This window comes from Methylobacterium sp. E-005, from assembly GCF_022829725.1.
Lineage (GTDB): Bacteria > Pseudomonadota > Alphaproteobacteria > Rhizobiales > Beijerinckiaceae > Methylobacterium.
In genome coordinates, this window is sequence record NZ_JAKSYG010000030.1 from 43812 (window position 1) to 67013 (window position 23202).

Sequence of the window (23202 nt, forward strand, 5' to 3'; positions counted from 1 at the left end):
CTTGTGGGGAGGGGTCAGAGGGGTGGGGTTGGTGTAGGATCGAGCCTCTTGGGGCCTTCTGCACAACCGCCAACTCCTCCCCACAAGGGGGAGGAGAGTGCGCTTGGCCCTTGTCTCGGTGGTCCTGCAAACACCGGAAAAGGGCCGGGGCTCGCCCTTTCGAAACCATGACGCGGCAAGGTCGCGACGGACAGATCAGGGCTCGGAGCGCTGGCCCCGGGCCTTTCCCGTTGTGCGGCGCATTTTTGGGGTGAATCGGCGCGGCGACGGCCTTATGTCTGCGGTCCCCTCCTGAGGAATGCACCCGCCGCATGCTGGCGCAGCTCGCGATCCGCGACATCGTTCTGATCGACCGCCTCGAACTGAATTTCCGCTCGGGCCTCAGCGTCCTGACTGGGGAGACGGGCGCGGGCAAATCGATCCTGCTCGACGCCTTTGCCCTGGCGCTCGGCGGCCGCGGCGACGGCCGGCTCGTCCGGCACGGGGAGGCGCAGGGTGTCGTGACCGCGGTGTTCGATCTGCCCCTCGACCATCCGGCGCGCCGGATCGCCGCCGAGGCCGAGATCGACACCGAAGGCGACCTGATTCTGCGCCGGACCCAGATGGCGGACGGCCGCACCCGCGCCTTCGTCAACGATCAGCCGGTGGGTGTCCAGGTGCTGCGCGCGATCGGCGCCGCCCTGGTGGAGATCCATGGGCAGCACGACGACCGGGCCCTGGCCGATCCAGCCTCGCACCGGGCAATCCTCGACGCGTTCGGCGGCCTTCAAGGCCAGCTCACCAAGGTCGCGGCGGCCGCCCGGGCGGTCCGCAACGCCCGTTCCGACCTTGCCGAGCATCGCGCCCGCGTGGACGCGGCCCGCAAGGAGGCTGATTTTCTGCGCCACGCCGTGGACGAGCTGGCCGCTCTCGCGCCGCAGCCCGGCGAGGAAGCCCAGCTCGCCGAGCGCCGCAGCATCATGCAGCAATCGGAGAAGGTGGCGCGCGAGTTGAACGAGGCGTTGGACGCGGTGGGCGGCCCCCATTCCGGGGTCCCCCATCTTTCGGCCGCGCTGCGCAAGCTGGAGCGCCGCGCCGCACAGCTTCCGGCCCTGGTCGATCCCTGCGTCAACGCCCTCGACGCCGCGATGGTCGCCCTCGACGAAGCCCGCGCCGTGCTCGACGCCGCAGTGGCGGAGACGGAATTCGATCCCCGCGATCTGGAGCGGGTCGAGGAGCGGCTGTTCGCCCTGCGGGCGGCGGCCCGCAAATACGACGTCGCGGCCGACGATCTCGCGGCGCTCGCCGAGCGCTATGCCGGGGACGTTGCGGCGATCGATGCCGGCGAGGCGGCGCTGGCAGGCCTGGAGCAGACGCTCGCCGGTGCCGAGGCCACCTATGCCGAGGCCGCCGAGAAGCTCAGCGCCGGCCGCCGCCGGGCCGCCAAGCAGCTCGACGCGGCCGTGAAGGCCGAACTGCCGCCCCTGAAGCTGGAGCGCGCGCGCTTCATCACCGAGATCGTCACCGACCCCGAGTCGCGCGATCCGGCCGGCTCCGACCGGGTGGAGTTCTGGGCGCAGACCAATCCCGGCACCAAGCCGGGCCCGATGATGAAGGTCGCGTCGGGCGGCGAGTTGTCGCGGTTCATGCTCGCTTTGAAGGTGGTGCTCGCCGACAAGGGCTCGGCGCCGACGCTGATCTTCGACGAGATCGATACCGGCGTCGGCGGCGCCGTTGCCGACGCCATCGGCCTGCGCCTCGCTCGCCTCGCCGCTACGGTCCAGGTGGTCGCCGTCACCCATGCGCCGCAGGTCGCGGCGCGCGCCGAGACCCATTTCCTCATCGCCAAGGCGCCCGTGAAGGGGGCTGGCCGGGTCGCGACCCGCGTGGCCAGCCTGCCGGTCGCCGAGCGCCGGGAGGAGATCGCCCGGATGCTCGCGGGCGCCACGGTTACCGACGAGGCCCGGGCCGCGGCCGCGCGGCTCCTCCAGGGCGCCGACGGATGAGCTGCCTCCGCCGACAGGGGTGTCGGCTCGGCGGAGGGCGCCCATCCCAATGCCGCCCCGACATCCTGTCCGATCCCAGCGGCCAAATGACAGGTAAGCTTAACCGTGCGTTGACAGTAACCTTTCGTTAACCATTCCTGGTGACATTAACCACATCCCGGCACCGCAGCGGGTTTTTGGGCGGTCGTAGGGCGGAAGGGTACCATGAAGCCGTCAGTCGTCGAATCCGATGCGCTGCTCGACTCGGGTCGGCCGCTGAGACGGGCGATCGATACGCGCCAGCTCGGTCTCTCGCTCCGCAGCGTCTACGAGGGCAGCGTCGACACGCAGCCGATCACCGATACCCACGTCGAACTGCTCCTGCGCCTGCGCCAGAAGGAACGGGAGCAGCGCCGGGCCGGCTAGGGCCCTCGCCGCCGAATAGGACGCCCATTCGGCGCACGCGCACGCGTTCCCGCTCGTATTGGAAACCGGTGCCGCCGGCTGAGCGGCAACAACCTGCGATTTAGCAAGGACCTTTGCGAACGAAGCGTCGGCCTGACTACGCAACCCTTCCCCGACTCAGCGCGTCGTCATGGCACCTCACCAGCGGCGCGCTCCGGGGCGCCGACGATATTCGGCCGCTCGAATCAAGGTGAGCACCCGGTCGAGGTTGATCAGCAGATCGGCTTCGTCCCGCCGCGCCGCCGCAGCCGTATCCGGATCGCTGCTGAACTTCTGGCGGGCCTGAGCGAGGGCCAGGGCGCGCTCCACGGCCTCCCGCTCCGCATGCAGGGCAAGCCAGCCGGGGTCGGTCTCCATCGCTGTATCGACGCTGTCGCCCCCCACGGTTCTCACGTCCTTCCGGCTGCGTTGTCCACATGGAACGCACGAGACCCGTGAACCGTGCCGCAGAACCTGCGGCGCGATGTCATGTCGGTGTCATCTCCCTGTCGTAACCGCGCAGACATCGGGCGGCCGGCGCTGGGTCCTTCAAAAGACCGGCCGCGAGGCTCTGCCGCGGGCATGAGCATGCCGGCGGGGCGGTGCAGGCACTTGCCCGACGGCAACGGAGATTCCATGAGACCCTTCGCTTACGCGCTCGCCGTCGGCCTCGCGACGGTACAGCTGGCGTCCGCGGCGCTGGCCGCCGACATCACCGGGGCCGGGGCCACGTTCCCCTTCCCGGTCTATTCGAAATGGGCCGAGGCCTACCGGAAGGAAACCGGCTCCGGGCTCAACTACCAGTCGATCGGATCCGGCGGCGGGATCAAGCAGATCCAGGCCAAGACGGTCGATTTCGGCGCCACCGACGCGCCGCTGAAGGGTGAGCAGCTCGACAAGGACGGCCTCGTCCAGTTCCCGACGGTTATGGGCGGCGTGGTTCCCGTGGTGAATATCGCCGGCGTCGAGCCGGGCAAGCTCAAGCTCACCGGCGACGTGCTGGCCGACATCTACGCCGGCAAGATCGCGAAATGGACCGATCCGCGGATCGCCAAGCTGAATGAGGGCCTGAAGCTGCCCGAGACCAACATCACCCCGGTCTACCGGTCCGACGCTTCGGGCACGACCAACATCTTCACGACCTACCTGTCCCAGGTTTCGGACGGCTGGAAGAAGGAATACGGCGCGGCCACGACGATCTCCTGGCCGGTTGGTCAGGGCGGCAAGGGCAACGAGGGCGTGACCGCCACCGTGAAGCAGGTGCCGAACTCCATCGGCTACGTCGAATCGGCCTACGCCAAGCAGAACAAGCTCGCCTACACTTTGCTCCAGAACAAGGCCGGCAAGTTCCCGCAGCCGGACGACAAGGCCTTCCAGGCGGCGGCCGCCAGCGCGGACTGGAAGGCGGCGCCGGGCTTCGGCATCTCGCTGACCAACCAAGCGGGCGATGATGCGTGGCCGATCACGGCGGCGACCTTCATCCTGCTCCGTAAGGATCCGGCTGATCCGGCCAAGGCCGCCGCTGTGCTCAAGTTCTTCGACTGGGCCTACAAGAACGGCGACAAACTTGCCTCCGATCTCGACTACGTTCCGCTGCCCGACAACGTCGTTTCACTGATCCACGACGAGTGGAAGAACGTGAAGGACAAGGACGGAAAGCCCGTCTTCAACATGTGAGCCGGGACGGGAGGAGGCTTTGGCCTCCTCCCTCGCTTCTGGGATCGTGCCGCGCTACCACGCCATCCTTCGCAGAGAACCGCGGATGCCCGCTTTGACTGAAACGATTGCTCTCGGCCAAACCCGTATGGCTGCGGCGCGGAAGGGTCCGAGCCGGAACATGGATGCCCTGTTCCGCGGCTGCGCCTACGGCGCAGCGCTCCTGGTGCTGACCGTCCTCGTGGGGATCATCGGCTCCATCGTGTATGGCGGCCTGCCGGCCTTCCGGGAGTTCGGCCTGGGCTTCCTGACGTCGAGCGCCTGGAACGTCGGGACCGAACAGTACGGCGCCCTCGTGGCCGTCATCGGAACGGTCACCTCCGCGCTCCTGGCCCTCGTCATCGGTGTCCCGATCTCGCTCGGCATCGCGATCTACCTGACGCAGCTCTGTCCGGGCTGGGCGCGCAAGCCGGTCGCGATGACGATCGAACTGTTGGCCGCGGTGCCGAGCATCATCTACGGGATGTGGGGGCTGTTCATCTTCGCCCCGCTCTTCGCCCGCTTCATCGAGATCCCGGTCTCCAACGTCGTCGAGGGTCTGCCGATCGTCGGGACCGTGCTGTATGCCCGCATCCCGTCGGGCGTCGGCGTGCTCACCGCCGGCATCATCCTGGCGATCATGATCGTGCCGTTCGTCGCCTCGGTCGCCCGCGACATGCTCGACCAGATCCCGACGATCCTGCGCGAGAGCGCCTACGGGGTCGGCTGCACCACCTGGGAGGTGACGCGCTTCGTCCTGATCCGGCATGCCTCGGTGTCGATCATCGGTGCGATCATGCTCGGCCTCGGCCGGGCGCTGGGCGAGACGATGGCGGTGACCTTCGTGGTCGGCAACGCCAACCGCCTCTCGGCCTCGATCTTCGATCCCGGCTCGACCATCGCGTCCCGGATCGCCAATGAATTCAACGAGGCGGATGGCATGCAGCTCAACGCCCTGATGGCGCTCGGCTGCATCCTGTTCGTCATCACTTTCATCGTCCTGATCGTCGCGCGCATCCTGACGTCGCGCGTGCGGGTTGGTTGAGGATCCCCATGGACGCGATCAACACACGGGCCGCGACGCCCCTCGCGCGAAGCCGAGTCCGACCCGGCCGGCGGCGGGCGGACGCGCTGCTCCGCGGCTTCTGCGCCTTCGCCACGCTGATTGGCGTGATCGTGCTCGGCTCGATCCTGCTGATGCTGATCGTCGAGGGTGTGCGCGGCTTCACCCCGACCCTGCTGACCCAGCCGACCCCGGGTCCCGGCAGCGAGGGCGGCGGCATCGCCAACGCGGTCCTGGGCAGCCTGATCCTGACGACCATCGGCATCGTCATCGCGACGCCGGTCGGCGTGATGGCCGGGACCTTCCTCGCGGAGTACGGCCGGGGCTCGAAGCTGGCCTCGCTCATCCGCTTCCTGAACGATATCCTGCTCTCGGCGCCGTCGATCCTGATCGGCCTGTTCGTCTACACGCTGATGGTGCGGCCCATGGGCAGCTACTCCGGCTGGGCCGGCAGCGTCGCCCTTGCGATCATCGCCACCCCGGTGATCGTGCGGACCACCGAGGACATGCTCAGCCTCGTGCCAGGTACCCTGCGCGAGGCCGGCGCGGCCCTGGGGGCCCCGCCCTCGACGGTGATCATGAAGGTGAGCTGGCGCGCGGCCTCGGCCGGCATCGTGACCGGCATCATCCTGGCGCTGGCCCGCATCGCCGGCGAGACGGCCCCGCTCCTGTTCACCGCGCTGAACAACAACAGCTGGTTCAACGCCGATCTCATGGGCGGCATCCCGAACCTGCCGGTGATGATCTACCAGTTCGCGCTCTCGCCCTATTCCAACTGGCAGCAGCTGGCCTGGGCCGGAGCACTCCTGATCACCGTGACCATCCTCGCCCTCTCGATTGTCGCCCGCGTGGTGATCAAGCCGCAGCGGGCCCGCTGAAGCGCGCCCGAAGGATTAGCCCGATGAGCAATGCCGCAGCGACCGTGACCGCCGAGCCCCAGTTCCACCCCTCCGCCAAGGCCGGCGCCGACACCAAGGCGCCGGTCCGGATCGCCGTGAAGGATCTGAACTTCTACTACGGCCAGTTCCACGGCCTGAAGAACATCAACCTCAACTTCCACGATCGGCAGGTGACCGCATTGATCGGGCCCTCGGGCTGCGGAAAGTCGACGCTGCTGCGCACCTTCAACCGGATCTACAGCCTCTATCCGGAGCAGCGCGCCGAGGGGCAGATCCTGCTGGACGGCGTGAACATCCTGGATCCCAAGGTCGATCTCAATGACCTGCGCGCCCGGGTCGGCATGGTGTTCCAGAAGCCGACGCCCTTCCCGATGTCGATCTACGACAATGTCGCCTTCGGAATCCGGCTTTACGAGAAGCTCGGGAAGTCGGAACTCGACGAACGCGTGGAATCGTCCCTGCGCAAGGCGGCGCTCTGGGAGGAAGTGAAGGACAAGCTCAAGCAATCCGGCATGGGCCTGTCGGGCGGCCAGCAGCAGCGCCTGTGCATCGCCCGCACCGTGGCGCAGCGCCCGGAGGTGATCCTGTTCGACGAGCCGACCTCGGCGCTGGACCCGATCTCGACCGGACGCATCGAGGAGCTGATCGAGCAGCTGCGCGATGAATTCACCATCGCCATCGTCACACACAACATGCAGCAGGCGGCGCGCATCTCGCAGTTCACCGCCTTCATGTATCTCGGCGAACTGATCGAATTCTCGCAGACCGAAAAGATGTTCATGAACCCGACGGAGCGGCGGACGCAGGACTATATCACCGGCCGCTTCGGCTAAGCTGTTTCGAAGACCGGTTTCCGCGCGATCACGACCCGGATGCCGCGGCGGCCGGGCGGGATCGCCGCAAACGCGTGGGATCGCACGTCACGGCCCCCATCGAAGGATCCTCCCCATGCCCGGCCATATCGTTACCTCCTACGACACCGATCTCGAAAATCTCCGCCGCTCGATTTCAGAGATGGGCGGCGTGGCAGAGAAGATGACCACGGAGGCGACCGACGCCCTGGTGCGCCGTGACGATGGGCTCGCCCAGGCGGTGATCCTCGCCGACAAGCGCCTCGACGCCCTTCAGCGGGACATCGAGGAGCGTTCCGTTCTGCTGATCGCCCGGCGTCAGCCCCTGGCGATCGACCTGCGCGAGACCATCTCGGCGATCCGCGTCTCCGGCGATCTGGAGCGGATCGGCGACCTCGCCAAGAACGTGGCCAAGCGCGTGGTCGCGATCTCCGATCAGGCCCCGGCCCAGAAGATCGTGCTGGGCGTGCGCCACATGAGCGACCTCGCTGAGGGCCAGTTGAAGGACGTGCTCGACGCCTACGCGAGCCGCGACATCCAGGCTGCCCACGACGTCTGGGAGCGCGACGGCGAGATCGACGCATTGTACAACTCCCTGTTCCGCGAACTCCTGACCTACATGATGGAGGATCCGCGCAACATTTCGTTCTGCACGCACCTTCTGTTCTGCGCCAAGAACGTGGAGCGCATCGGCGATCATACGACGAACATTGCCGAGACGATCCATTACCTCGAGACGGGCGAGACCCTCGCGGGCGACCGACCCAAGAACGACGCGTCGAACTACGCGACGGTGGATGGGGGACAGGCTCCCTAACGCCTCATCCCGGAAGGCGGAAGCCGCCTTCCGGATTCCGGTGCGCAGCGCCGAGCGCGCACCTTGAGACAGGGCGAAGCCCCCGGCACCATGGGGGTCTGCCGCGAGAACAGGTCATCGAACGTGAGCATGCAAGTCCTGATCGTCGAGGACGAGGAGGCGCTGACCACGCTGCTGCGCTACAATCTGGAGGCCGAAGGCTTCCTGGTGGATTCGGCGGCCCGGGGCGACGATGCGGAACTGCTCCTGGCCGAACGGATGCCCGATCTGGTCCTTCTCGACTGGATGCTGCCCGGCCTGTCCGGGATCGAGCTCTGCCGCCGCATCCGAGCCCGTCGTGAAACCGAGCGGCTGCCGGTGATCATGCTCACCGCCCGGGGCGAAGAGGGCGACCGGGTCCGCGGCCTCGGCACGGGCGCCGACGACTACATCGTCAAGCCGTTCTCGGTGCCGGAACTGCTCGCCCGGATCCGCGCGCTGCTGCGCCGGGCCAAGCCCGCCCACGTCTCGGATCGTCTGGCCGCGGGCGACCTCGAACTCGACCGCACCGGCCATCGGGTGCGCCGCGCCGGCGAGGAGCTGCATCTCGGCCCGACCGAGTTCCGGCTGCTCGAATTCCTGATGCTGGCCCCGGGCCGGGTCTTCTCGCGGGAACAGCTCCTCGACGGGGTCTGGGGCCACGACGTCTACATCGACGAGCGCACCGTCGACGTCCATGTCGGGCGCCTGCGCAAGGCGCTGAACGGGCCGCGCCAAGCCGATCCAATCCGCACCGTCCGCGGCTCCGGCTACGCCTTCGACGAAACCTTTTCCTTGGAAGCCTGAAGCGCAAAGCACGGTTTCAAAAGGTCGAGACCTTTTGCGGGTCCAGGGCGGAGCCCTGGTGCCGGAAACCATCCGGTGTCGGGGCAAGCCCGATCCCAGGTTCTGGCCCGACAGGGGCTCCGCTCCGACACCCCGCCAAAGGGTTAAAGCCCAATGGTGAACCCGGTCAGCGCGTCGCCGCGGCGCTCCTGCCGGCGGGCGGCACCGAGGCCAGGGCCTGCAGCACCGTTCCCTCGGTGAGGATCTGCGGCAGCACCTGGGGTTCCCCCGTGCCCGTATAGAGCAGATAGAGCGGCACGCCGCTCCGTCCGTGCTTCTCCAGGAGGCGGGTGATCTCGGGGTTCTGGTTGGTCCAGTCACCCTTGAGGTAGGTTATGCCCCGCTCGGCCATGGCGGCGCGCACCGCTTTCGTGGACAACGACGTCGTCTCGTTCACCGCGCAGGTGATGCACCACGCCGCCGTCATGTTGACGAAGGCGGGCCTGCGATCGTTGACCAGCGCGTCCAGGCGCGTCTGCGTGAACGGCTCGATGCCACCAACCTTCGCCTGCGCCGTCGGCCCGGCTCGATCCTGAGGAAGGGTCAGCGTGAGGGCCGCGACGCCGATCAGCGCCAGCGCCGCGCAGACCTGAGCGATCCGGGCCGCCACGGGTGCTGCGCTGCGCCCACGCTCCCAAGCCCAGGCCGCAAAGCCCACCAGCACGAGGCCGATCAGCGCCGCCAGCAGACCACGCGGGTCGACCTGTTGCGCCAGGACCCAGACCAGCCAGGCCACGGTGGCGTAGACCGGGAAAGCGAGCCCCTGCTTGAGCGTCTCCATCCAGGCACCCGGCCGCGGCAGTGCCCGCAGGGCCGGGGGCCAGAGGGTCAGGAGCAGAAACGGCAGGGCAAGGCCGAGCCCGAGACACGCGAAGACGGCCAGCGCCACGCCGGCGCTCTGCGTCAGGGCGAACCCCACCGCCGAGCCCATGAAGGGCGCCGTGCAGGGGGTCGCCACCAAAGTCGCCAGGACGCCCGTGAAGAACGAGCCGGCCAGCCCGTCCCGCCGGGCGAGGCGGTCGCCGACAGCCGCGAGCCGGCCGCCGATCGCGACGACGCCGGACAGGCTCAGGCCCATCGCGAAGAGCAGATAGGCGAGCCCCGCCACGACGAGGGGCGATTGCAGCTGGAACCCCCAGCCGATCGCTGCCCCGCCGCTCTTCAGCGCGATCAGCGCCGTGGCCAGTCCCAGGAAACTCGCCAGCACACCGGCCGTGTAGGCGAGGCCGTGCAGGCGCAGGCGGGCCGGGCCCTCGCCGGCATGCCGCACAAGGCTCAGCACCTTGATCGAGAGGACGGGGAAGACACAGGGCATCAGGTTGAGGATCAGGCCGCCCAGGAAGGCGAAGACGGCCGCGGTCGTGAGGGTCAGCGCATCGAGGTCGGGGGCGGCCGATTCCGTGGCGGTCGCTTCAGCGGGCGCCGGTGGGGGGGCGGCGGCCGGAAGCACGGGCTCGTCGCCATACGCGAAGGCGAGGCGGCGCGTGCCGGACTCTGTCACCTCATCCAGGGTCAGCACGCCCGGAAGGGTTGCGGGGGCCGCTTCGGCCGGACTGCTCCGCGCGAGGGTGAGATGCAGGCCGGTCCCGTCGACGGACATCACCTGCGCGGCGGCGTTGTCGATCGCGGTCTCGGCATAGGGAAAGTAGGCGGCATTCCGGACGGCGTCGGGTTTGAGGCCGGTCGCGGCAAAATCGAGCTGCAGGGTATCACCCTGGCTCGACAGGCTGAGCGGCCAGAGTGCGGGGGCGGGGAGCGCGGTGCGGGCGCGGGCGAACAGCGCAGCATTGTCCGGGTCGGGGCGCGGCTCGCCGACCGGCAGGGTGAGGGCGAGGTCGGCGGAGCCCGGCACGCACTCGGTCTCGCAGACGAGATAGGTCAGCTTGGCCTGGATCTGCACCGGACTCGCCGGATCGAGGCTCGGCGGCGGCGTCACGGGCACGAGGAGGGTGACCTCGCCCTCGTAGCCGTAGTTCATCAGCGTGGCGATTGGGATGCGCTCCGGCGCCGGCCAGTGGATGGCCCCAGCGTTGAAGCCAGCGGGCAGCGTCCAGGTCAGCTCGGGCGGCAGCCCCGAATCCCCCGGGTTGCGCCAGTAGACGTGCCAGCCAGGCTTCACCTGCATCCGCACGGCCAGGGTGAAGGGCTGCGCCCCCGACACCGCCGCGGGCTCGGCCACCAAGCTCGACCGCACGAGATCCGGTGGCGTGCGCAATCCCTGCGCCACGGCCGCCGACACGCTCGCGGCGAGGATCAAGATCGGGATGACGAGGCGGCGGATCATGCTGTCCCTTCGCACGCCGGAGGGCTGCGGTTTCAGGCTCGGCGTTTCGCGTGCGGCACGGGCTTTTCCGTGACCGAGCATTCTGGCGCCAATCAGCGCCCCGTCGCACGCCGGACCACCGAAGCCGTCCGGGGGTCGAAGAGGATGCCGCCGAACGTGTCGCGCCACCGGGGACCGCGCAAGGGCGCGAGATGCATGCCCGGCGGCTGCGAACGGATCAGCGCTCAGCCTGCCAGCGGCGCCGTTGCCTGCTGAAGCCATGCACGCACCCCATCATCGAGCTCCGGCGATAATACCTCCCGGACCCGGGCATGGTAGGCGTCGACCCAGGCGCGCTCGGCTGGGTCGAGCAGATCCGGGCGGATGAGCCGCTGATCGTAGGGCGCGAGCGTCAGCGTCTCGAAGCCGAGCATGGGGCGCTCACCATCCGCAAGGTCACGCGGCTCGACGAGGATGAGGTTCTCGATCCGGATGCCGTAGGCGCCGGGCGCATAATAGCCGGGCTCGTTCGACAGGATCATGCCGGCCTCCAGCGCCACCGTGCCGGTCTTGGCAATCCGCTGGGGCCCTTCATGAACCGACAGGAAGGCGCCGACGCCGTGGCCGGTGCCATGGTCGAAATCGAGCCCCGCCTGCCAGAGCGGTGCCCGGGCGAAGGCGTCGATCTGCGCGCCGGTCGTGCCCTTGGGAAACACCGCCCGGGCGATGGCGATATGGCCCTTCAGCACCAGGGTGAACCGGTCGCGCATGGCCGCGCTCGGCTCGCCCACCGCGACCGTGCGGGTGATGTCGGTGGTCCCGTCCGGGTACTGCGCCCCGGAATCGATCAGGAACAGCTCGCCCGGCTGCACCGTCCGGTCGCTGGCCCGGGTGACCCGGTAGTGGACGATCGCCCCATTCGGGCCGGACCCCGAGATGGTCGGGAAGGACACGTCGCGCAGGTCGCCGCCGGCATCGCGAAAATCCTCCAGCGCCTCGACCGCGGCGATCTCGGTGAGGCCGCCCTCCGCGGCGGCCGCGTCCAGCCATGCCAGGAAGCGCACGACGCTCGCCCCGTCGCGGCGGTGGGCGGCGCGGGCACCGGCGATCTCGGCGGCGTTCTTGATCGCCTTCATGTCGGTGATCGGATCCCTGCCGACATCGACGGTGCCGCCGGCCGCCTCGATCCGCTCCTTGAGGGCGACAGCCCCCGTGGCGGCGTCGAGCCGGACCCGCGCCCCGCCGAGCGAGGCCAGCCCATCCTCCAGATCCCCCCGGGGTAGAAGCTCGGCGACGGGGGCAAGGGACGCGCGCAGGTCGGGATCGACAACCGGCGAGACCAGGAAGAGGCGCGCCGCCCCCTCGCGCGGCAGGATCGCGTAGCCGAGGGCCAGGGGCGTATGCCCGACATCGGCGCCCCGCAGGTTGAAGGCCCAGGCGAGGTTGTGGGGATCCGAGATCACCAAAGCGTCACAGCCGGCGGTCTTCAGGCTGTCCCGCACGCGGGCAAGCTTGTCCGCGACCGTCTCGCCCGCCAGAGCGTCCGAATGACGGCCGACCCGGCCGGCGGGGGGCTTCGGCCGTCCGGCCCACACGGCGTCCACGAGGTTCGGCACGGCCCGCAGGGCGCCACCCGCTTTCGTGGCGGCCCGTTCCAGTGGCGCGAGCCCGTCCGGCGTGTGCAGCCACGGGTCGAAGCCGAGAACCTGATCGCGCTTCAGGTTGGCGCCGATCCAGGCTTCCGGGGTCGATTCGGCGAGCGGGACGATCGTCAGGATGCCGGTATCGACCTGCGCGGGGGCCTGGAGCGTGTAGCGGCCATCGACCACCAGGACGGCGGAATCGGCCAGGATCACCGCCGTCCCGGCCGAACCCGTGAAGCCGGTGAGCCAGGCCAAGCGCTCCGCGTCGGCGGGCACGTATTCCGACTGGTGCTCGTCGGCCCGCGGTACGACGAAACCGTCGATACCTGTCTCGCGCAGGGCGGCCCGCAGGGCCTCGATCCGCTCGGGCCCCTTGCGATGGCTCGGATCATCGAAGGTCTGGAAACGGTGGCGCGGGCGGGACGGGGGCAGTTCGATCATGCGGGAAGCGTAGAGCGCCCCCCGCCGCCCTGGCAACCGACGTGGCGCTCAGCGGGGGCCGGGGCGGGACTCGGGGTGCCCGTGCAAGGTGTCGGACGGCGACCGTTATGCAGCGCGCGGTTCAGCAATCGACCCAGGGCATACCTTATTCAACATGAAAAAATCGCGAACAATCTTATCAAGCCCCCGGTTTTGGCCTATCAGAGCGCAATGGCACGCCGCGTTTACTACCGGATCAGCGACAGACCGGATGGCTGCTTCGATGCTGTCGTCACGATCGAACCCGATACCGTGGTCCGGCGCGAGGGGTTTGCCTCGCTGGCGGAGGCGGAGGATTGGATCGAGGGTCTGCGCGTGCTGATGGCTGCGCTCGGCGCGCCGGTCGCACAGGCGGATGCCGCCGCCGCGCCGGCGGATGTCGAGACCGGCCCGGACAGATCGTATTGGCTGCGTGATCTGCGCGCGGCGCGATCGTAACCCCGGGCGCTTTGCGGATCAGCCGTTCGAGAGCGGCGGATTGGGGGCGTGGTCGGCCGGCACACCGTCATAACCTTCCAACCACGCGATGCGGGAGGCGGAGTTCGCCGGGTACGGACAGGCATCCTTCGGCCGACCGTGGGCGCGAGCTCGGGCTCCTTCGCGGATCGGGTCTTGCGGCGTATCGTGGAGCGACGTCGGGCTCATGCCGGACCAACGCGCCCGCCTCCGCGCGGTTCAGCGCACGGGTCGTCGCAGCGGTGCTCTCAAGGGTCGTTCGGCCGCGCCGCCGCGCATGAGCACGAGGGCGACCCAACCCTCGATCAGACCCCGGCGCACCAGGGCGAAGCCCTGATGGCGGTAGGCGGAGAGCACGCCGGGCACATCACGCTCGATCAGGCCGGACAGGACCAGCACGCCGCCGGGCGCGACCACCCGAGTCAGGGAAGGCGCGAGGAGCCGCAGCGGCCGCGCCAGGATGTTGGCGAAGACCAGATCGAAATGGCGTGACCGGGCCGCGAGCCGGTGCCGCACCCCGGGGCCGTGATAGAGCTTGAGATAGGGAGCGAGGCCGTTCGCCCGGGCGTTTTCCCGGGCCGTGTATACCGCCTCCGCGTCGAGGTCGCCCGCCACGACGGGTTGCCGCAGCGCCTTGGCGGCCGCGAAGGCCAGGATCCCGGTACCCGTTCCGACATCGAGGACATGGGCCGGGCGGCGCCGCTTCAGCACCTGGACCAACGCCCGCAGGCAGCCCAATGTCGTGCCGTGGTGACCGGTCCCGAAGGCGAGCGCCGCCTCGATCTCGATCGGTAGGTCGTTGGGGCGTACCGCGTCCCGGTCGTGCGAGCCGTGCACGAGGAAGCGTCCGGCGCGAACGGGCTTCAGCCCCTCGAGCGAGGCGCGCACCCAGTCCTTCTGGTCGATCGTGTGGAACTCGGCCGCATCGGCCGCGTCGCCAATCACCGGCCGGATCAGGGCGCGGACGTAGTCCTCGTCCGGCGCATCCGCGAAATAGGCTTCGAGCCGCCACGTGCGCCCATCCTCATCCTCGAAGGCCGCCACGGCGGTCTCGGTGGGATCGAACATCTCGCCCAGCAAATCGGTCATGGCCCGTGCCGAGCGCTCGTCGGTCAGCAGGCGCAGGACGTGGGACGGGCGGTGGGGCGGCAGACCTTCCAGCATGGGGTCCGGCTGTAGCGCCGGCGCGCCCGACATCACAGGGGGCAGCAGGTTGCCGGCGCGAAAAAATCGGCGCCGCGCGGGGGAACCACCGCCGCGCGCCGACGGTGCCGTCGCGTTTGTTGCCCGGGAGACACAAGCGGCAATACTAATGTCGCGACCAACCTAAATTGGTTTCCCGGATCGATAGACATGCTTAGACAGTCTCGGCTTCCCAAGCTGAACCCTCAACTCGGGCGCGCCATCCACTTGTGGGTCGGCGCGCCAGTTTTGGCAGGCGTGCATCATCGATGGCTACACCCCTCATCATCAGCGCCGCCCTCGCCTGTGCCACGGCCGGTGCGGCGTGGCTGTGGGGGCTTCTGGTTGCAACCGGCATGACTCAATTGCCGGAGGCGGGATCGACGGACCGGCGCGACCTCCGCACGTGGTGACCCACCGTTCGCGAATCGCAGATGCGGCCGCCCGGCAATGCGGCATCGTGCACGCGCGTTAACCACAGGCATCGGCAACACGGCGGGAACCCGCTCCGGAGAGCGACGTTTTTGGCCGGCCTTCGACGTGAATCGTGTTTCAGCAGGGTGCGTACCGCGTGACCAAGTCCAGACGTGCCGGCCCCCGCGGGCCCGTAGTCGTCCCTGTGGTCGTCAACGAGACGGCGCCGTCGGCACGACCGCGTGAGCGCCTCTTCGGCGGCCCGACGCCGGATGGGCCGCTGCCGGGTCACCTCCTTGTCCTCCTCAGTCGCCTGCATCGCGCAGAGAACACGCCGAAGGAGCCACGCGACATCGCCCATAGCTGACGGCAGAGGCCGCAGCGCGCGGTCGAATCCCGGAGGCCGGCGCGCCGGATCTTGGCCGGCCACGCGCCGGCCTCTATGCTCCCCGTCATACCCGACCGGATATAACGGTCCGCAACAAAGGGGATCCTCAGCCATGCGCCTGACCCGACGCATCCTCGGCGTGCTCGCGCTCGGTGTGCTGGCGCTCTGTCCAGCCTCGCCCCCGGCACGGGCGGGGGAGGCCGTCGTGATATTCGCCGCGGCCAGCCTCAAGAACGCGCTGGATGACGCGACGGCGGCCTGGATGAAGGAGACCGGCAAGACCACTCGGATCTCCTATGCGGGCTCGAACACCCTCGCCAAGCAGATCGAGGCGGGCGCACCAACCGACCTGTTCCTCTCGGCGGACCAGAGCTGGATGGACTACGTCGAGCGGGCCGGCTTGGTGAAACCGGGCTCGCGGATCGACCTGTTGCGCAACGCCCTGGTCCTGATCGCACCGGGGCCGAAGACCTCCGGCTCCGATCCGCAAATCGCCCTGGCACCCGATTTTGGAACGACGCTGACCAAGCTCCTCGGCGGCGGCAAGCTCGCCATGGCGACGATCGATGCCGTTCCCGCCGGCAAGTACGGGAAAGCGGCGCTCGAGAAGCTCGGGGCCTGGGAGACCGTGAAGGGGCAGGTCGCCCAGGCCGACAATGTGCGCGCAGCCCTGCTGCTCGTCGCCCGCGGCGAGGCGCCCCTCGGCATCGTCTACGCCACCGACGCGGCCGCGGATCCCAGCGTCCACGTGCTGGCGACCTTCCCGGCCGACAGCCATCCGCCGATCGTCTATCCGGCCGCGATCGTCAAAGACTCGCGCAATTCCGATGCGGCTGCTTTGCTGAGCTACCTGCGCGGTTCGGCGGCGCGGAGCGCCTTCGAGCAGCAGGGCTTCGGGGTGATCGACGCCTCAGCCGCCGGTCGATAGCGGCGCGGCCGCCCTCGTGCTCGACCTGACCCCAGCGGAGTGGACCGCCGTCGCCCTCAGCCTCAGGGTAGCCCTGGTGGCGACTCTGGCCAGCCTCGGTCCGGGCCTCGCGATCGCGTGGATCCTGGCGCGGCGGCGCTTCCCCGGGCGGGCGCTCCTCGATGGGCTGGTCCATCTGCCGCTGATCCTGCCCCCGGTGGTGACCGGCTACCTCCTGCTCCTGGCCTTCGGCCGGCGGGGCCCGCTCGGGAGCCTCCTGTCCGAGGCCGGGATCGTCCTGGCGTTCCGCTGGACCGGGGCGGCGCTCGCCTGCGCGGTGATGGGCTTTCCCCTGATGGTGCGAGCGATGCGGCTGTCGATCGAGGCGGTGGACCTCCGTCTGGAGCAGGCCGCCGGGACGTTGGGCGCGAGTCCGCTGGCGGTGTTCCTCACCGTGACGTTGCCGTTGAGCCTGCCAGGCTGCATCGCGGGGGCCGTCCTGGCCTTCGCCAAGGCGATGGGCGAGTTCGGCGCCACCATCACCTTCGTGTCGAACATCCCGGGCGAGACGCAGACGCTGCCCTCGGCGATCTACACGCTCACCCAGGTTCCGGGCGGGGAGGGCCCCGCCCTGCGCCTCACCCTCGTGTCGATCGCCATCTCGGTGACGGCACTGCTCGCCTCCGAGTTCCTGGCCCACCGCGTCGGCCGGCGGCTGGGCGCGGGCTGAATGCGTGCTCCGGTCACGCCCCGCGTCCCGTCGACGATGTGGCGGGTCTCACGCGGCCGGCGATCCACCGGCATAGGCGTAGGGGCCGCCCGCAGCCAGTGCCCGCCGATAGGCCGGGCGCGCGTGGATGCGCTCCAACCACGCGCGCACCTGCGGACCCGCCCCGGTGCCGCGGGCGGCGAAGGCCTCGAGCGGGAAGCTCATCATGATGTCGGCGGCGGTGAAATCCGCGCCGCAGAAATAGGGGCGTTCGGCGAGTTCCGTCTCCCAGTATGCCGCGTGCCGGCGCAGGTCCGGATCGACGAAGCCGCGCAGCACCGTGTCGGCGATTCGGCGGATCAGGGGACGCAGGAGCCATGGGCTGCCCGGAGCCAGGCGGGAGAAGATCAGCTTGATCAGGAGCGGCGGCATCGCCGAGCCCTCCGCGTAATGCATCCAATAGATGTAGCGCATGTGCGCCTGCGTGGCCGAGGGCGGCACCAGCGCGCCGCCGGCCTTGGCGGTGAGGTAGGCGATGATCGCCCCGGTCTCCGCCACCACGATCCCGTCGTCGGTGATCACCGGCGACTTGCCGAGCGGATGGACGGCGACCAGTTCCGGGGGCGCCCGCATCGTCCGGGGATCGCGTGCGTAGCGCTTCACCGTGTAGGCCAGCCCGAGCTCCTCCAGCAGCCAGAGCACGCGCTGCGACCGGCTGTTCTCGAGATGGTGGACCGTGATCATCGCGGCTGCGTCCCTGCCGGCGCCGGACCGCGCCGCGCCACTTGGTATCCGAGGCCCCCCGCGTGAGCATCCAGGTCGACGTCTCCCTGCGCCGCGGCGCATTCACCCTCGACGCGGCCTTCGAGGCCGGAGCGGGGCTCACCGCCCTGTTCGGACGCTCGGGCTCGGGCAAGACGACGCTGATCGACCTGATCGCCGGGCTCGCCCGGCCGGACCGGGGCCGGATCGTGGTCGGCGACGTCGCGCTGGTCGATACTGCCGCCCGCCTCTTTCAGCCGCCCCACAGGCGGCGCGTCGGCGTGGTGTTCCAGGATGCGCGGTTGTTCCCGCATCTCAGCGTGCGGACCAACCTCGCCTATGGCCGCGTCTTCGCCCGGTACCGGGCCGATCCAGCCCAGTTCGATGCGGTGATCGGCATGCTCGGCATCGGCCACCTGCTCGATCGCCGCCCCGCCGGCCTGTCGGGGGGCGAGCGCCAGCGGGTCGCCATCGGCCGGGCACTGCTCGCGCGCCCGCGCCTGCTGCTGATGGACGAGCCCCTGGCGGCGCTGGACGAGGCCCGCAAGGCCGAGATCCTCCCCTATATCGAGCGCCTGCGTGACGAGGCCGGCCTGCCGATCGTCTATGTCAGCCACGCGGTCTCGGAGGTGGCGCGGCTCGCCACCTCCGTGGTGGTGCTCGAGGCCGGACGCGTGGCCGCCGCCGGCCCCGCCGAGGCGATCCTGCGCCGGGCCGATCTCGCCGCGGTCCACGACGCCGAGGCCGGGGCGCTGCTCGACATGGTGGTGGAGGCGGTCGATCCGGAAAGCGGCCTGATGCATCTGACCGGCGCTGCCGGCCGGCTGCTGGTGCCGGGGCAGGGGCGTCCGGTTGGCGCGCGCCTGCGGGTGCGGATCCCAGCCCGCGACGTATTGGTGGCGACCACACGGCCCCAGGGCCTCAGCGCGCGCAACGTCCTGCCCGGCCGGATCTGCGGACTCGCGCCGTCGGGCACCGAGGTGGGCGTGGAGATGACGTGCAACGGCGTGCATCTCGTCGCGCGGGTGACCCGGGCGGCGGCTGCCGACCTCGGCCTCGCGCCCGGTCAACCGGTCTTTGCCATCGTGAAGAGCGTCGCTTTCGATCCGGCGGGGATCGGCCTCCTGCGAAACTCTGTCGCGATTTGAAACGGCCGAAAACGCCGCTTAACCAAATCCATATTATGAATACACAACCCTTGGTTAGGAATCAGACGCCACGCTAGATTGAGAGGATAAGAAAGCACAACCTTCAGAGGCAAATCGATGGGCATCCGACGCCTGCTCCATCACCCCTTCTTCGGCGGACCGGCCTGTCGCAGCGGCAGTTCCGCGGTGGAGTTCGCCCTGGTGACGCCGGTGCTGCTGCTGTTCTTCGCCGGGATCGCGATGTTCGGGATCTGCCTCGGCGCGGCCCACAACCTGCGCCAGATCGCGGCGGAGGCGGCCCGCGCCTCGGTGGCGGGCGTGACCGATACGGAACGCGCAACCCTGGTGCAGAACACCGTGAACCGCAGCCTGAGCACGGGTGCGATGTTCCGGCCGGGCAGCGTCGCCGTGCAAGTCGGGCCCGATCCGAACGACACCACCATCTACACGGTCACGCTCACCGCCGACACAGCGTCGCTCGGCGTCAACGTGTTCGCGCGCCTGCTCCCGATGCTGCCCACCGTGGTCCGCAGCACGGTCAGCGTCCGCAAGGGGGGCCTGTGATCCGCCGGATCGCGGACCGGCGGCATCGCTTCGGCGCGGCGCAGGGCGGCAACGTGGCGATCCTGGTGGCGCTCGGCAGCACGCTCCTGTTGGGGGCGGCCGCCGTCGGGATCGATCTCGGCCTCGTGGTCCAGGCGCGGCGCAAGGCGCAGGGAGCGGCCGACATCGCCGCCATGATGGCGGCAATCGACCCGACCCAGGCCGACACGATGGCGCGCCGCTCGCTCGGCGATAACGGCTACGGCAGCGCCACCGCCACGGTGGATGTCGGCACCTACGATGCGAGCCAACCAGGGGTTGCACCCTCCAGCCGGTTCCGTCCAGGGGCCAGCCCGGCGAACGCCGCCCGCGTCGGCCTGTCGACCTCGGTCCCGGTCACGTTCGGGCGGGCGCTCGGGCTCGCCGGCGCGGTTCCGCTCCGGGTGACCGGAACGGCTGCTAGCGCGCGGTTCGCAGCTTTCAGCGTGGGGTCGGGCACCCTGCAGGTCAACAACGCGATCGCCAACGCCCTACTCGGCAGCCTGCTCGGCGCGCAGCTGTCGCTGAGCGTGGGCGACTACAATGCCCTTCTGGGCGCCCGGGTCGACGGCCTGCGGGTCCTTGACGCCCTCGCGCCGAGTCTGAACCTCCAGGCTGCGAGCTACACGAGCATCGTCCAGGCCAGCGCCAGCGTCGGGCAGGTTCTGATGGCGCTCCGGGTGGCCGCGCAGGGCAACGCCGCCGCCGTCAATGCCCTGTCGGGCATCTTGAACGCGCTGCCGAATGCCGGAAACACGGTCCCGATCGGACAGATCGCTCCCCTCGGCGATGCCGCCGCGCTGGCCCCTCCGCGGGGCTTCGGTGGCCCGACCGTCGGCCTGATGAGCATCCTGGGGGCAACCGCTTCGCTGGCGAACGGCCAGAACCAAGTCTCGGTCGATCTGGGGGCCTCCATCCCGGGCCTCCTGTCGACGCGCCTGACCCTGGCGATCGGCGAGCGCCGCCGCAGTTCGGGCTGGGTCCGCCCGGGCGGGCCGAACGCCACCGTCCAGACGGCGCAGACGCGGCTGCTGATCGAGGCCACCGCCTCGGCCCCCCTGGGACTGGGAACGCTCTCGCTCTCCATCTACGCCGAGGTCGCGCCCGCTCAAGCGACGCTGCGGGCGCTGGGCTGCGCCGGCGGCGCGCGCCAAGCCACCATCGACGCCCAGACCGGCCTCGCGACGCTCGCGGTGGCAGCGGTCCCACGGGGCGCCGTCATCGGCGGCGGCACCGGTCCGGACCTGTCGCAACCCGCCGCCCTGATCGCGCTCCCCCTCGTCAACGTATCGGGGCGCGCCCTGACCACGATCGGATCGACGACGCAGACCCTCGTCTTCAACGAGGCCGACATCGCCAACCATACGGTGCGGACGGTGTCGTCGACCGGTCTGACCCAATCCCTGACCGGCAGCCTGCTTGGCAACCTGTCCCTGGCCATCAACGGCATCGGCGTGAGCCCGCTGCTCCAGACCTCGCTCGGCGCGACCTTCGCCGCCATAGCGCCAGGCCTCGACCTCGTGCTGGACACCACGTTACGGACGATCGGGCTGCGCCTCGGCTACGCGGATGTCGACGTGGACGGCGTGCTCTGCAGCCAGGCCGTGCTGGTGCAGTAAGGCCGCCGGGCGCCCGCGAGACCCCGCAGGCGAGCCGCGCCTACCCGATCTGCGTCAGGAGCGTGAACGCGCCGAAGATCAGCACGGCGCCGACCGCTGCGGCCAGCAGGATGAGCGCGGCGCGCGATTCCCGTATTTCCGGCGACATGGGCCTGTCCGATCCGATAGCCTCGTGGCTCGCGCTTCCGCGAGAGGCCGAGACTCGCACCGAAGCCGCCGCCTGTCGACTTCCATCGGGGCCGCGCACCCGACAGCTTGGCGGATCTGACGCCGCATTTGACCGAACCCGGCGCGCGTTCCGGACGATCCGCGTGCAGGATGCGTCCGGATCATCACGGAGCGACCGATGCGGACCGATATCGCCTTTGTCTCGGAGGGCCGGACCCTGCGCGGCTGGCTCTACCGCCCCGATGCAACCGCCGGCCCGGTCCCCACGATCGTGATGGCGCACGGCTTCTCGGCGGTGAAAGAGCAGTATCTCGACCGCTATGCCGAGGTCTTCCAGGCCGCGGGCTTCGGCGTGCTGGTCTACGACCACGCCAATCTCGGGGCGAGCGACGGCCTGCCCCGGCAGGAGGTGGATCCGGTACTCCAGAAGCGGGGATACCGGGACGCGATCAGCTTCGCGCAGACCGTCTCGTGGATCGACCCGGACCGGATCGGCATCTGGGGCACCAGCTACAGCGGCGGCCATGTGATCGAGGTGGCGGCCATCGACCGGCGGGTCCGGTGCGTCGTCGCGCAGGTCCCGTTCATAAGCGGCTCGGCCTCGGCGCAGCGTCGGACCCGAACGGATCTCGTGCCGGCCCAGCTGCGCCGCTTCGAGGCGGATCGCGCCGCCCGGTTTCGCGGCGAGGACCACGTCCTGCTGCCGGCGGTCTCCGCCGATCCGCAGCAGGCCTGCGCCATGCCGGGGGCTGACGGCTACGCGTTCTTCACCGGGACGGAAGCTTTCGCGCCCGCATGGCGCAACGCCGTGACCCTGCGCAGCGCCGAGCTGTCCCGGGAGAACGAGCCCGGCATCCACATCGCCCGGATCAGTCCGACCCCGCTCCTGATGATCGTCGCCGAGCACGACGCACTGACCGCCACCGATCTGTGCCTGGAGGCGTATCAGCGGGCGCTGCCGCCCAAGCACCTCGTGATGGTGCCGGGCGGCCATTTCGACCCCTATGTCCGGCACTTCGACCGGACCAGCACGGCGGCGCGCGACTGGTTCGCGGGCCATCTCAGCGATGCAGCTCGCACCTGACCGGCACCCCGACATCGTTTGCGCGCGCCGGGACTACCCGGATGGCTTCGTCGTCGGTCCGCACTGTCATGCGCAGGCGCAGCTGATCTACGCCACGGCCGGCGTGATGGAGATCCGCGCGGCGGGAAGCCTATGGCTGGTTCCGCCGCAGCGCGCGCTCTGGGTGGATGTCGGGGTGGCCCACGCGCTCCGCGCCCGCGGGACGGTCTCGCTGCGGACCCTCTACCTCGCCCGCGCTGCCGTGCCGCCCGGCCTGCCGGAGGATCCCGCGAGCCTCGTGGTCTCCCCGCTGCTGCGCGCATTGATCCTGCGCGCCATCGAATCCGCCGGCGCATCCGATCCCGGCGGGCGGCACGGCCGGCTGCTCGGCGTGCTGATCGACGAGATCGCGACCCTGCCGCGCTGCCCGCTTCAGCTCGCGCTTCCAACCGAGCCGCGGCTGCGCCGGGCTTGCGAAGCCATCCTGGCGGACCCCGGCGGACGGCTTGACATGGCGGCGCTCGCCGTCCTGGCCGGCACCTCCGAACGGACGCTCGCCCGCTTGGCCGAGCGGGACTTGGGTCTGCCCTTCTCGCTCTGGCGGCAGCAGGCCCGGATCCTGGCAGCCCTGCCCATCCTGGCCGGCGGCGGCTCGGTCACCGACGCGGCCCTGAGCCTGGGCTATGCCAGCCCGAGCGCCTTCGCGGGCATGTTCCGTAGGCTCGTCGGCGCGCCCCCTTCGGCCTTCCGGGCGGACCGCTCGCCGGACTGACCGGCCGCACAAACCATTTGACAGGCGCAGGGCAGGGCTCCAAGTTTGT

General features: G+C 69.8%; 23 protein-coding genes. 17 read left to right on the forward strand and 6 right to left on the reverse strand.

Translation table 11 applies throughout. From position 1 onward, the window contains the following. Positions 1–311 precede the first annotated feature (311 nt). Both recN and MKK88_RS02880 read left to right on the forward strand, forming a co-directional pair. Positions 312–1985, forward strand: a complete 1674-nt coding sequence (gene recN / locus MKK88_RS02875) for a DNA repair protein RecN (protein WP_243997083.1) — start codon at positions 312–314, stop codon at positions 1983–1985. A gap of 204 nt (positions 1986–2189) precedes the next feature. Then, positions 2190–2390, forward strand: a complete 201-nt coding sequence (locus tag MKK88_RS02880; RefSeq protein WP_243997084.1) for a hypothetical protein — start codon at positions 2190–2192, stop codon at positions 2388–2390. A gap of 177 nt (positions 2391–2567) precedes the next feature. On the opposite strand, the gene MKK88_RS02885 is transcribed toward MKK88_RS02880, so the two are convergent. Then, a complete protein-coding gene (locus tag MKK88_RS02885) occupies positions 2568–2786 on the reverse strand; it encodes a hypothetical protein (protein WP_243997085.1) in 219 nt (72 codons plus the stop codon). Positions 2787–3044: 258 nt separating this feature from the next. Here MKK88_RS02885 and pstS point away from each other — a divergent pair, with 258 nt between their 5' ends. The 6 genes from pstS to phoB all read left to right on the forward strand — a co-directional run bounded on the left by pstS (position 3045) and on the right by phoB (position 8558). Beyond that, positions 3045–4085: a phosphate ABC transporter substrate-binding protein PstS gene (pstS, locus tag MKK88_RS02890; RefSeq protein WP_243997086.1), complete on the forward strand. Its 1041-nt coding sequence runs from the start codon at positions 3045–3047 to the stop codon at positions 4083–4085. An 85-nt stretch (positions 4086–4170) separates the two neighbouring features. Further along, complete coding sequence (pstC, locus tag MKK88_RS02895) at positions 4171–5148, forward strand: phosphate ABC transporter permease subunit PstC (protein WP_243997087.1); 978 nt, start codon at positions 4171–4173, stop codon at positions 5146–5148. An 8-nt stretch (positions 5149–5156) separates the two neighbouring features. Further along, positions 5157–6044 (forward strand): phosphate ABC transporter permease PstA, encoded by an 888-nt coding sequence (pstA, locus tag MKK88_RS02900; RefSeq protein ID WP_243997088.1) that lies wholly within the window; start codon positions 5157–5159, stop codon positions 6042–6044. 23 nt (positions 6045–6067) lie between these two features. After that, positions 6068–6898, forward strand: a complete 831-nt coding sequence (gene pstB / locus MKK88_RS02905; RefSeq protein ID WP_243997089.1) for a phosphate ABC transporter ATP-binding protein PstB — start codon at positions 6068–6070, stop codon at positions 6896–6898. Between the two features lie 115 nt (positions 6899–7013). Beyond that, entirely contained in the window at positions 7014–7733 is a 720-nt protein-coding gene (gene phoU / locus MKK88_RS02910) for a phosphate signaling complex protein PhoU (protein WP_243997090.1), read from the forward strand. 129 nt (positions 7734–7862) lie between these two features. Further along, complete coding sequence (gene phoB, locus MKK88_RS02915) at positions 7863–8558, forward strand: phosphate regulon transcriptional regulator PhoB (RefSeq protein WP_243997091.1); 696 nt, start codon at positions 7863–7865, stop codon at positions 8556–8558. 166 nt (positions 8559–8724) lie between these two features. Here phoB and MKK88_RS02920 read toward each other — a convergent pair whose 3' ends face one another. Together MKK88_RS02920 and MKK88_RS02925 are read right to left on the reverse strand one after the other, a co-directional pair. Continuing rightward, on the reverse strand, positions 8725–10881 hold the full coding sequence (locus MKK88_RS02920; protein WP_243997092.1) for a protein-disulfide reductase DsbD family protein: 2157 nt from the start codon (positions 10879–10881) through the stop codon (positions 8725–8727). 224 nt (positions 10882–11105) lie between these two features. Further along, positions 11106–12944, reverse strand: coding sequence for an aminopeptidase P family protein (locus MKK88_RS02925; protein WP_243997093.1), 1839 nt, complete (start codon positions 12942–12944; stop codon positions 11106–11108). 210 nt (positions 12945–13154) lie between these two features. Between MKK88_RS02925 and MKK88_RS02930 the strand changes: the two genes are divergently transcribed. Further along, on the forward strand, positions 13155–13421 hold the full coding sequence (locus MKK88_RS02930) for a hypothetical protein (RefSeq protein WP_243997094.1): 267 nt from the start codon (positions 13155–13157) through the stop codon (positions 13419–13421). A gap of 18 nt (positions 13422–13439) precedes the next feature. Here MKK88_RS02930 and MKK88_RS02935 read toward each other — a convergent pair whose 3' ends face one another. Then, complete coding sequence (locus MKK88_RS02935) at positions 13440–13628, reverse strand: Rmf/CrpP family protein (RefSeq protein ID WP_243997095.1); 189 nt, start codon at positions 13626–13628, stop codon at positions 13440–13442. A 30-nt stretch (positions 13629–13658) separates the two neighbouring features. Then, positions 13659–14603, reverse strand: a complete 945-nt coding sequence (locus tag MKK88_RS02940) for a 50S ribosomal protein L11 methyltransferase (RefSeq protein WP_243997096.1) — start codon at positions 14601–14603, stop codon at positions 13659–13661. A gap of 287 nt (positions 14604–14890) precedes the next feature. Here MKK88_RS02940 and MKK88_RS02945 point away from each other — a divergent pair, with 287 nt between their 5' ends. The 3 genes from MKK88_RS02945 to modB all read left to right on the forward strand — a co-directional run bounded on the left by MKK88_RS02945 (position 14891) and on the right by modB (position 17060). Beyond that, positions 14891–15034 (forward strand): hypothetical protein, encoded by a 144-nt coding sequence (locus MKK88_RS02945; RefSeq protein WP_243997097.1) that lies wholly within the window; start codon positions 14891–14893, stop codon positions 15032–15034. A 501-nt stretch (positions 15035–15535) separates the two neighbouring features. Continuing rightward, complete coding sequence (modA, locus tag MKK88_RS02950; RefSeq protein WP_243997098.1) at positions 15536–16351, forward strand: molybdate ABC transporter substrate-binding protein; 816 nt, start codon at positions 15536–15538, stop codon at positions 16349–16351. Positions 16352–16367: 16 nt separating this feature from the next. Continuing rightward, entirely contained in the window at positions 16368–17060 is a 693-nt protein-coding gene (gene modB, locus MKK88_RS02955) for a molybdate ABC transporter permease subunit (RefSeq protein ID WP_243997099.1), read from the forward strand. A gap of 48 nt (positions 17061–17108) precedes the next feature. On the opposite strand, the gene MKK88_RS02960 is transcribed toward modB, so the two are convergent. Beyond that, positions 17109–17783: a glutathione S-transferase gene (locus MKK88_RS02960; RefSeq protein ID WP_243997100.1), complete on the reverse strand. Its 675-nt coding sequence runs from the start codon at positions 17781–17783 to the stop codon at positions 17109–17111. Between the two features lie 62 nt (positions 17784–17845). Here MKK88_RS02960 and modC point away from each other — a divergent pair, with 62 nt between their 5' ends. The 5 genes from modC (at position 17846) to MKK88_RS02985 (ending at position 23153) form a co-directional block, all read left to right on the forward strand. Beyond that, positions 17846–18949: a molybdenum ABC transporter ATP-binding protein gene (gene modC / locus MKK88_RS02965; RefSeq protein ID WP_243997101.1), complete on the forward strand. Its 1104-nt coding sequence runs from the start codon at positions 17846–17848 to the stop codon at positions 18947–18949. 117 nt (positions 18950–19066) lie between these two features. Further along, positions 19067–19513, forward strand: coding sequence for a TadE family protein (locus MKK88_RS02970; protein ID WP_243997102.1), 447 nt, complete (start codon positions 19067–19069; stop codon positions 19511–19513). Next, entirely contained in the window at positions 19510–21150 is a 1641-nt protein-coding gene (locus tag MKK88_RS02975; RefSeq protein WP_243997103.1) for a TadG family pilus assembly protein, read from the forward strand. Before MKK88_RS02970 ends, MKK88_RS02975 begins: the two co-directional genes overlap by 4 nt. Before the next feature lie 346 nt (positions 21151–21496). Next, entirely contained in the window at positions 21497–22402 is a 906-nt protein-coding gene (locus MKK88_RS02980; protein ID WP_243997104.1) for an alpha/beta hydrolase, read from the forward strand. Beyond that, the gene (locus MKK88_RS02985; protein WP_243997105.1) at positions 22386–23153 is read left to right on the forward strand and encodes an AraC family transcriptional regulator; all 768 of its coding nucleotides are present in this window, start codon (positions 22386–22388) and stop codon (positions 23151–23153) included. Before MKK88_RS02980 ends, MKK88_RS02985 begins: the two co-directional genes overlap by 17 nt. Positions 23154–23202: the final 49 nt, after the last annotated feature.

Coding starts and splice junctions, on each gene's coding strand:
- recN (WP_243997083.1), top strand. CDS start 312: ATGCTGGCGCAGCTCGCGATCCGCGACATCGTTCTGATCGACCGCCTC.
- MKK88_RS02880 (WP_243997084.1), top strand. CDS start 2,190: ATGAAGCCGTCAGTCGTCGAATCCGATGCGCTGCTCGACTCGGGTCGG.
- MKK88_RS02885 (WP_243997085.1), bottom strand. CDS start 2,786: ATGGAGACCGACCCCGGCTGGCTTGCCCTGCATGCGGAGCGGGAGGCC.
- pstS (WP_243997086.1), top strand. CDS start 3,045: ATGAGACCCTTCGCTTACGCGCTCGCCGTCGGCCTCGCGACGGTACAG.
- pstC (WP_243997087.1), top strand. CDS start 4,171: ATGCCCGCTTTGACTGAAACGATTGCTCTCGGCCAAACCCGTATGGCT.
- pstA (WP_243997088.1), top strand. CDS start 5,157: ATGGACGCGATCAACACACGGGCCGCGACGCCCCTCGCGCGAAGCCGA.
- pstB (WP_243997089.1), top strand. CDS start 6,068: ATGAGCAATGCCGCAGCGACCGTGACCGCCGAGCCCCAGTTCCACCCC.
- phoU (WP_243997090.1), top strand. CDS start 7,014: ATGCCCGGCCATATCGTTACCTCCTACGACACCGATCTCGAAAATCTC.
- phoB (WP_243997091.1), top strand. CDS start 7,863: ATGCAAGTCCTGATCGTCGAGGACGAGGAGGCGCTGACCACGCTGCTG.
- MKK88_RS02920 (WP_243997092.1), bottom strand. CDS start 10,881: ATGATCCGCCGCCTCGTCATCCCGATCTTGATCCTCGCCGCGAGCGTG.
- MKK88_RS02925 (WP_243997093.1), bottom strand. CDS start 12,944: ATGATCGAACTGCCCCCGTCCCGCCCGCGCCACCGTTTCCAGACCTTC.
- MKK88_RS02930 (WP_243997094.1), top strand. CDS start 13,155: ATGGCACGCCGCGTTTACTACCGGATCAGCGACAGACCGGATGGCTGC.
- MKK88_RS02935 (WP_243997095.1), bottom strand. CDS start 13,628: ATGAGCCCGACGTCGCTCCACGATACGCCGCAAGACCCGATCCGCGAA.
- MKK88_RS02940 (WP_243997096.1), bottom strand. CDS start 14,603: ATGCTGGAAGGTCTGCCGCCCCACCGCCCGTCCCACGTCCTGCGCCTG.
- MKK88_RS02945 (WP_243997097.1), top strand. CDS start 14,891: ATGGCTACACCCCTCATCATCAGCGCCGCCCTCGCCTGTGCCACGGCC.
- modA (WP_243997098.1), top strand. CDS start 15,536: ATGCGCCTGACCCGACGCATCCTCGGCGTGCTCGCGCTCGGTGTGCTG.
- MKK88_RS02960 (WP_243997100.1), bottom strand. CDS start 17,783: ATGATCACGGTCCACCATCTCGAGAACAGCCGGTCGCAGCGCGTGCTC.
- MKK88_RS02970 (WP_243997102.1), top strand. CDS start 19,067: ATGGGCATCCGACGCCTGCTCCATCACCCCTTCTTCGGCGGACCGGCC.
- MKK88_RS02980 (WP_243997104.1), top strand. CDS start 21,497: ATGCGGACCGATATCGCCTTTGTCTCGGAGGGCCGGACCCTGCGCGGC.
- MKK88_RS02985 (WP_243997105.1), top strand. CDS start 22,386: ATGCAGCTCGCACCTGACCGGCACCCCGACATCGTTTGCGCGCGCCGG.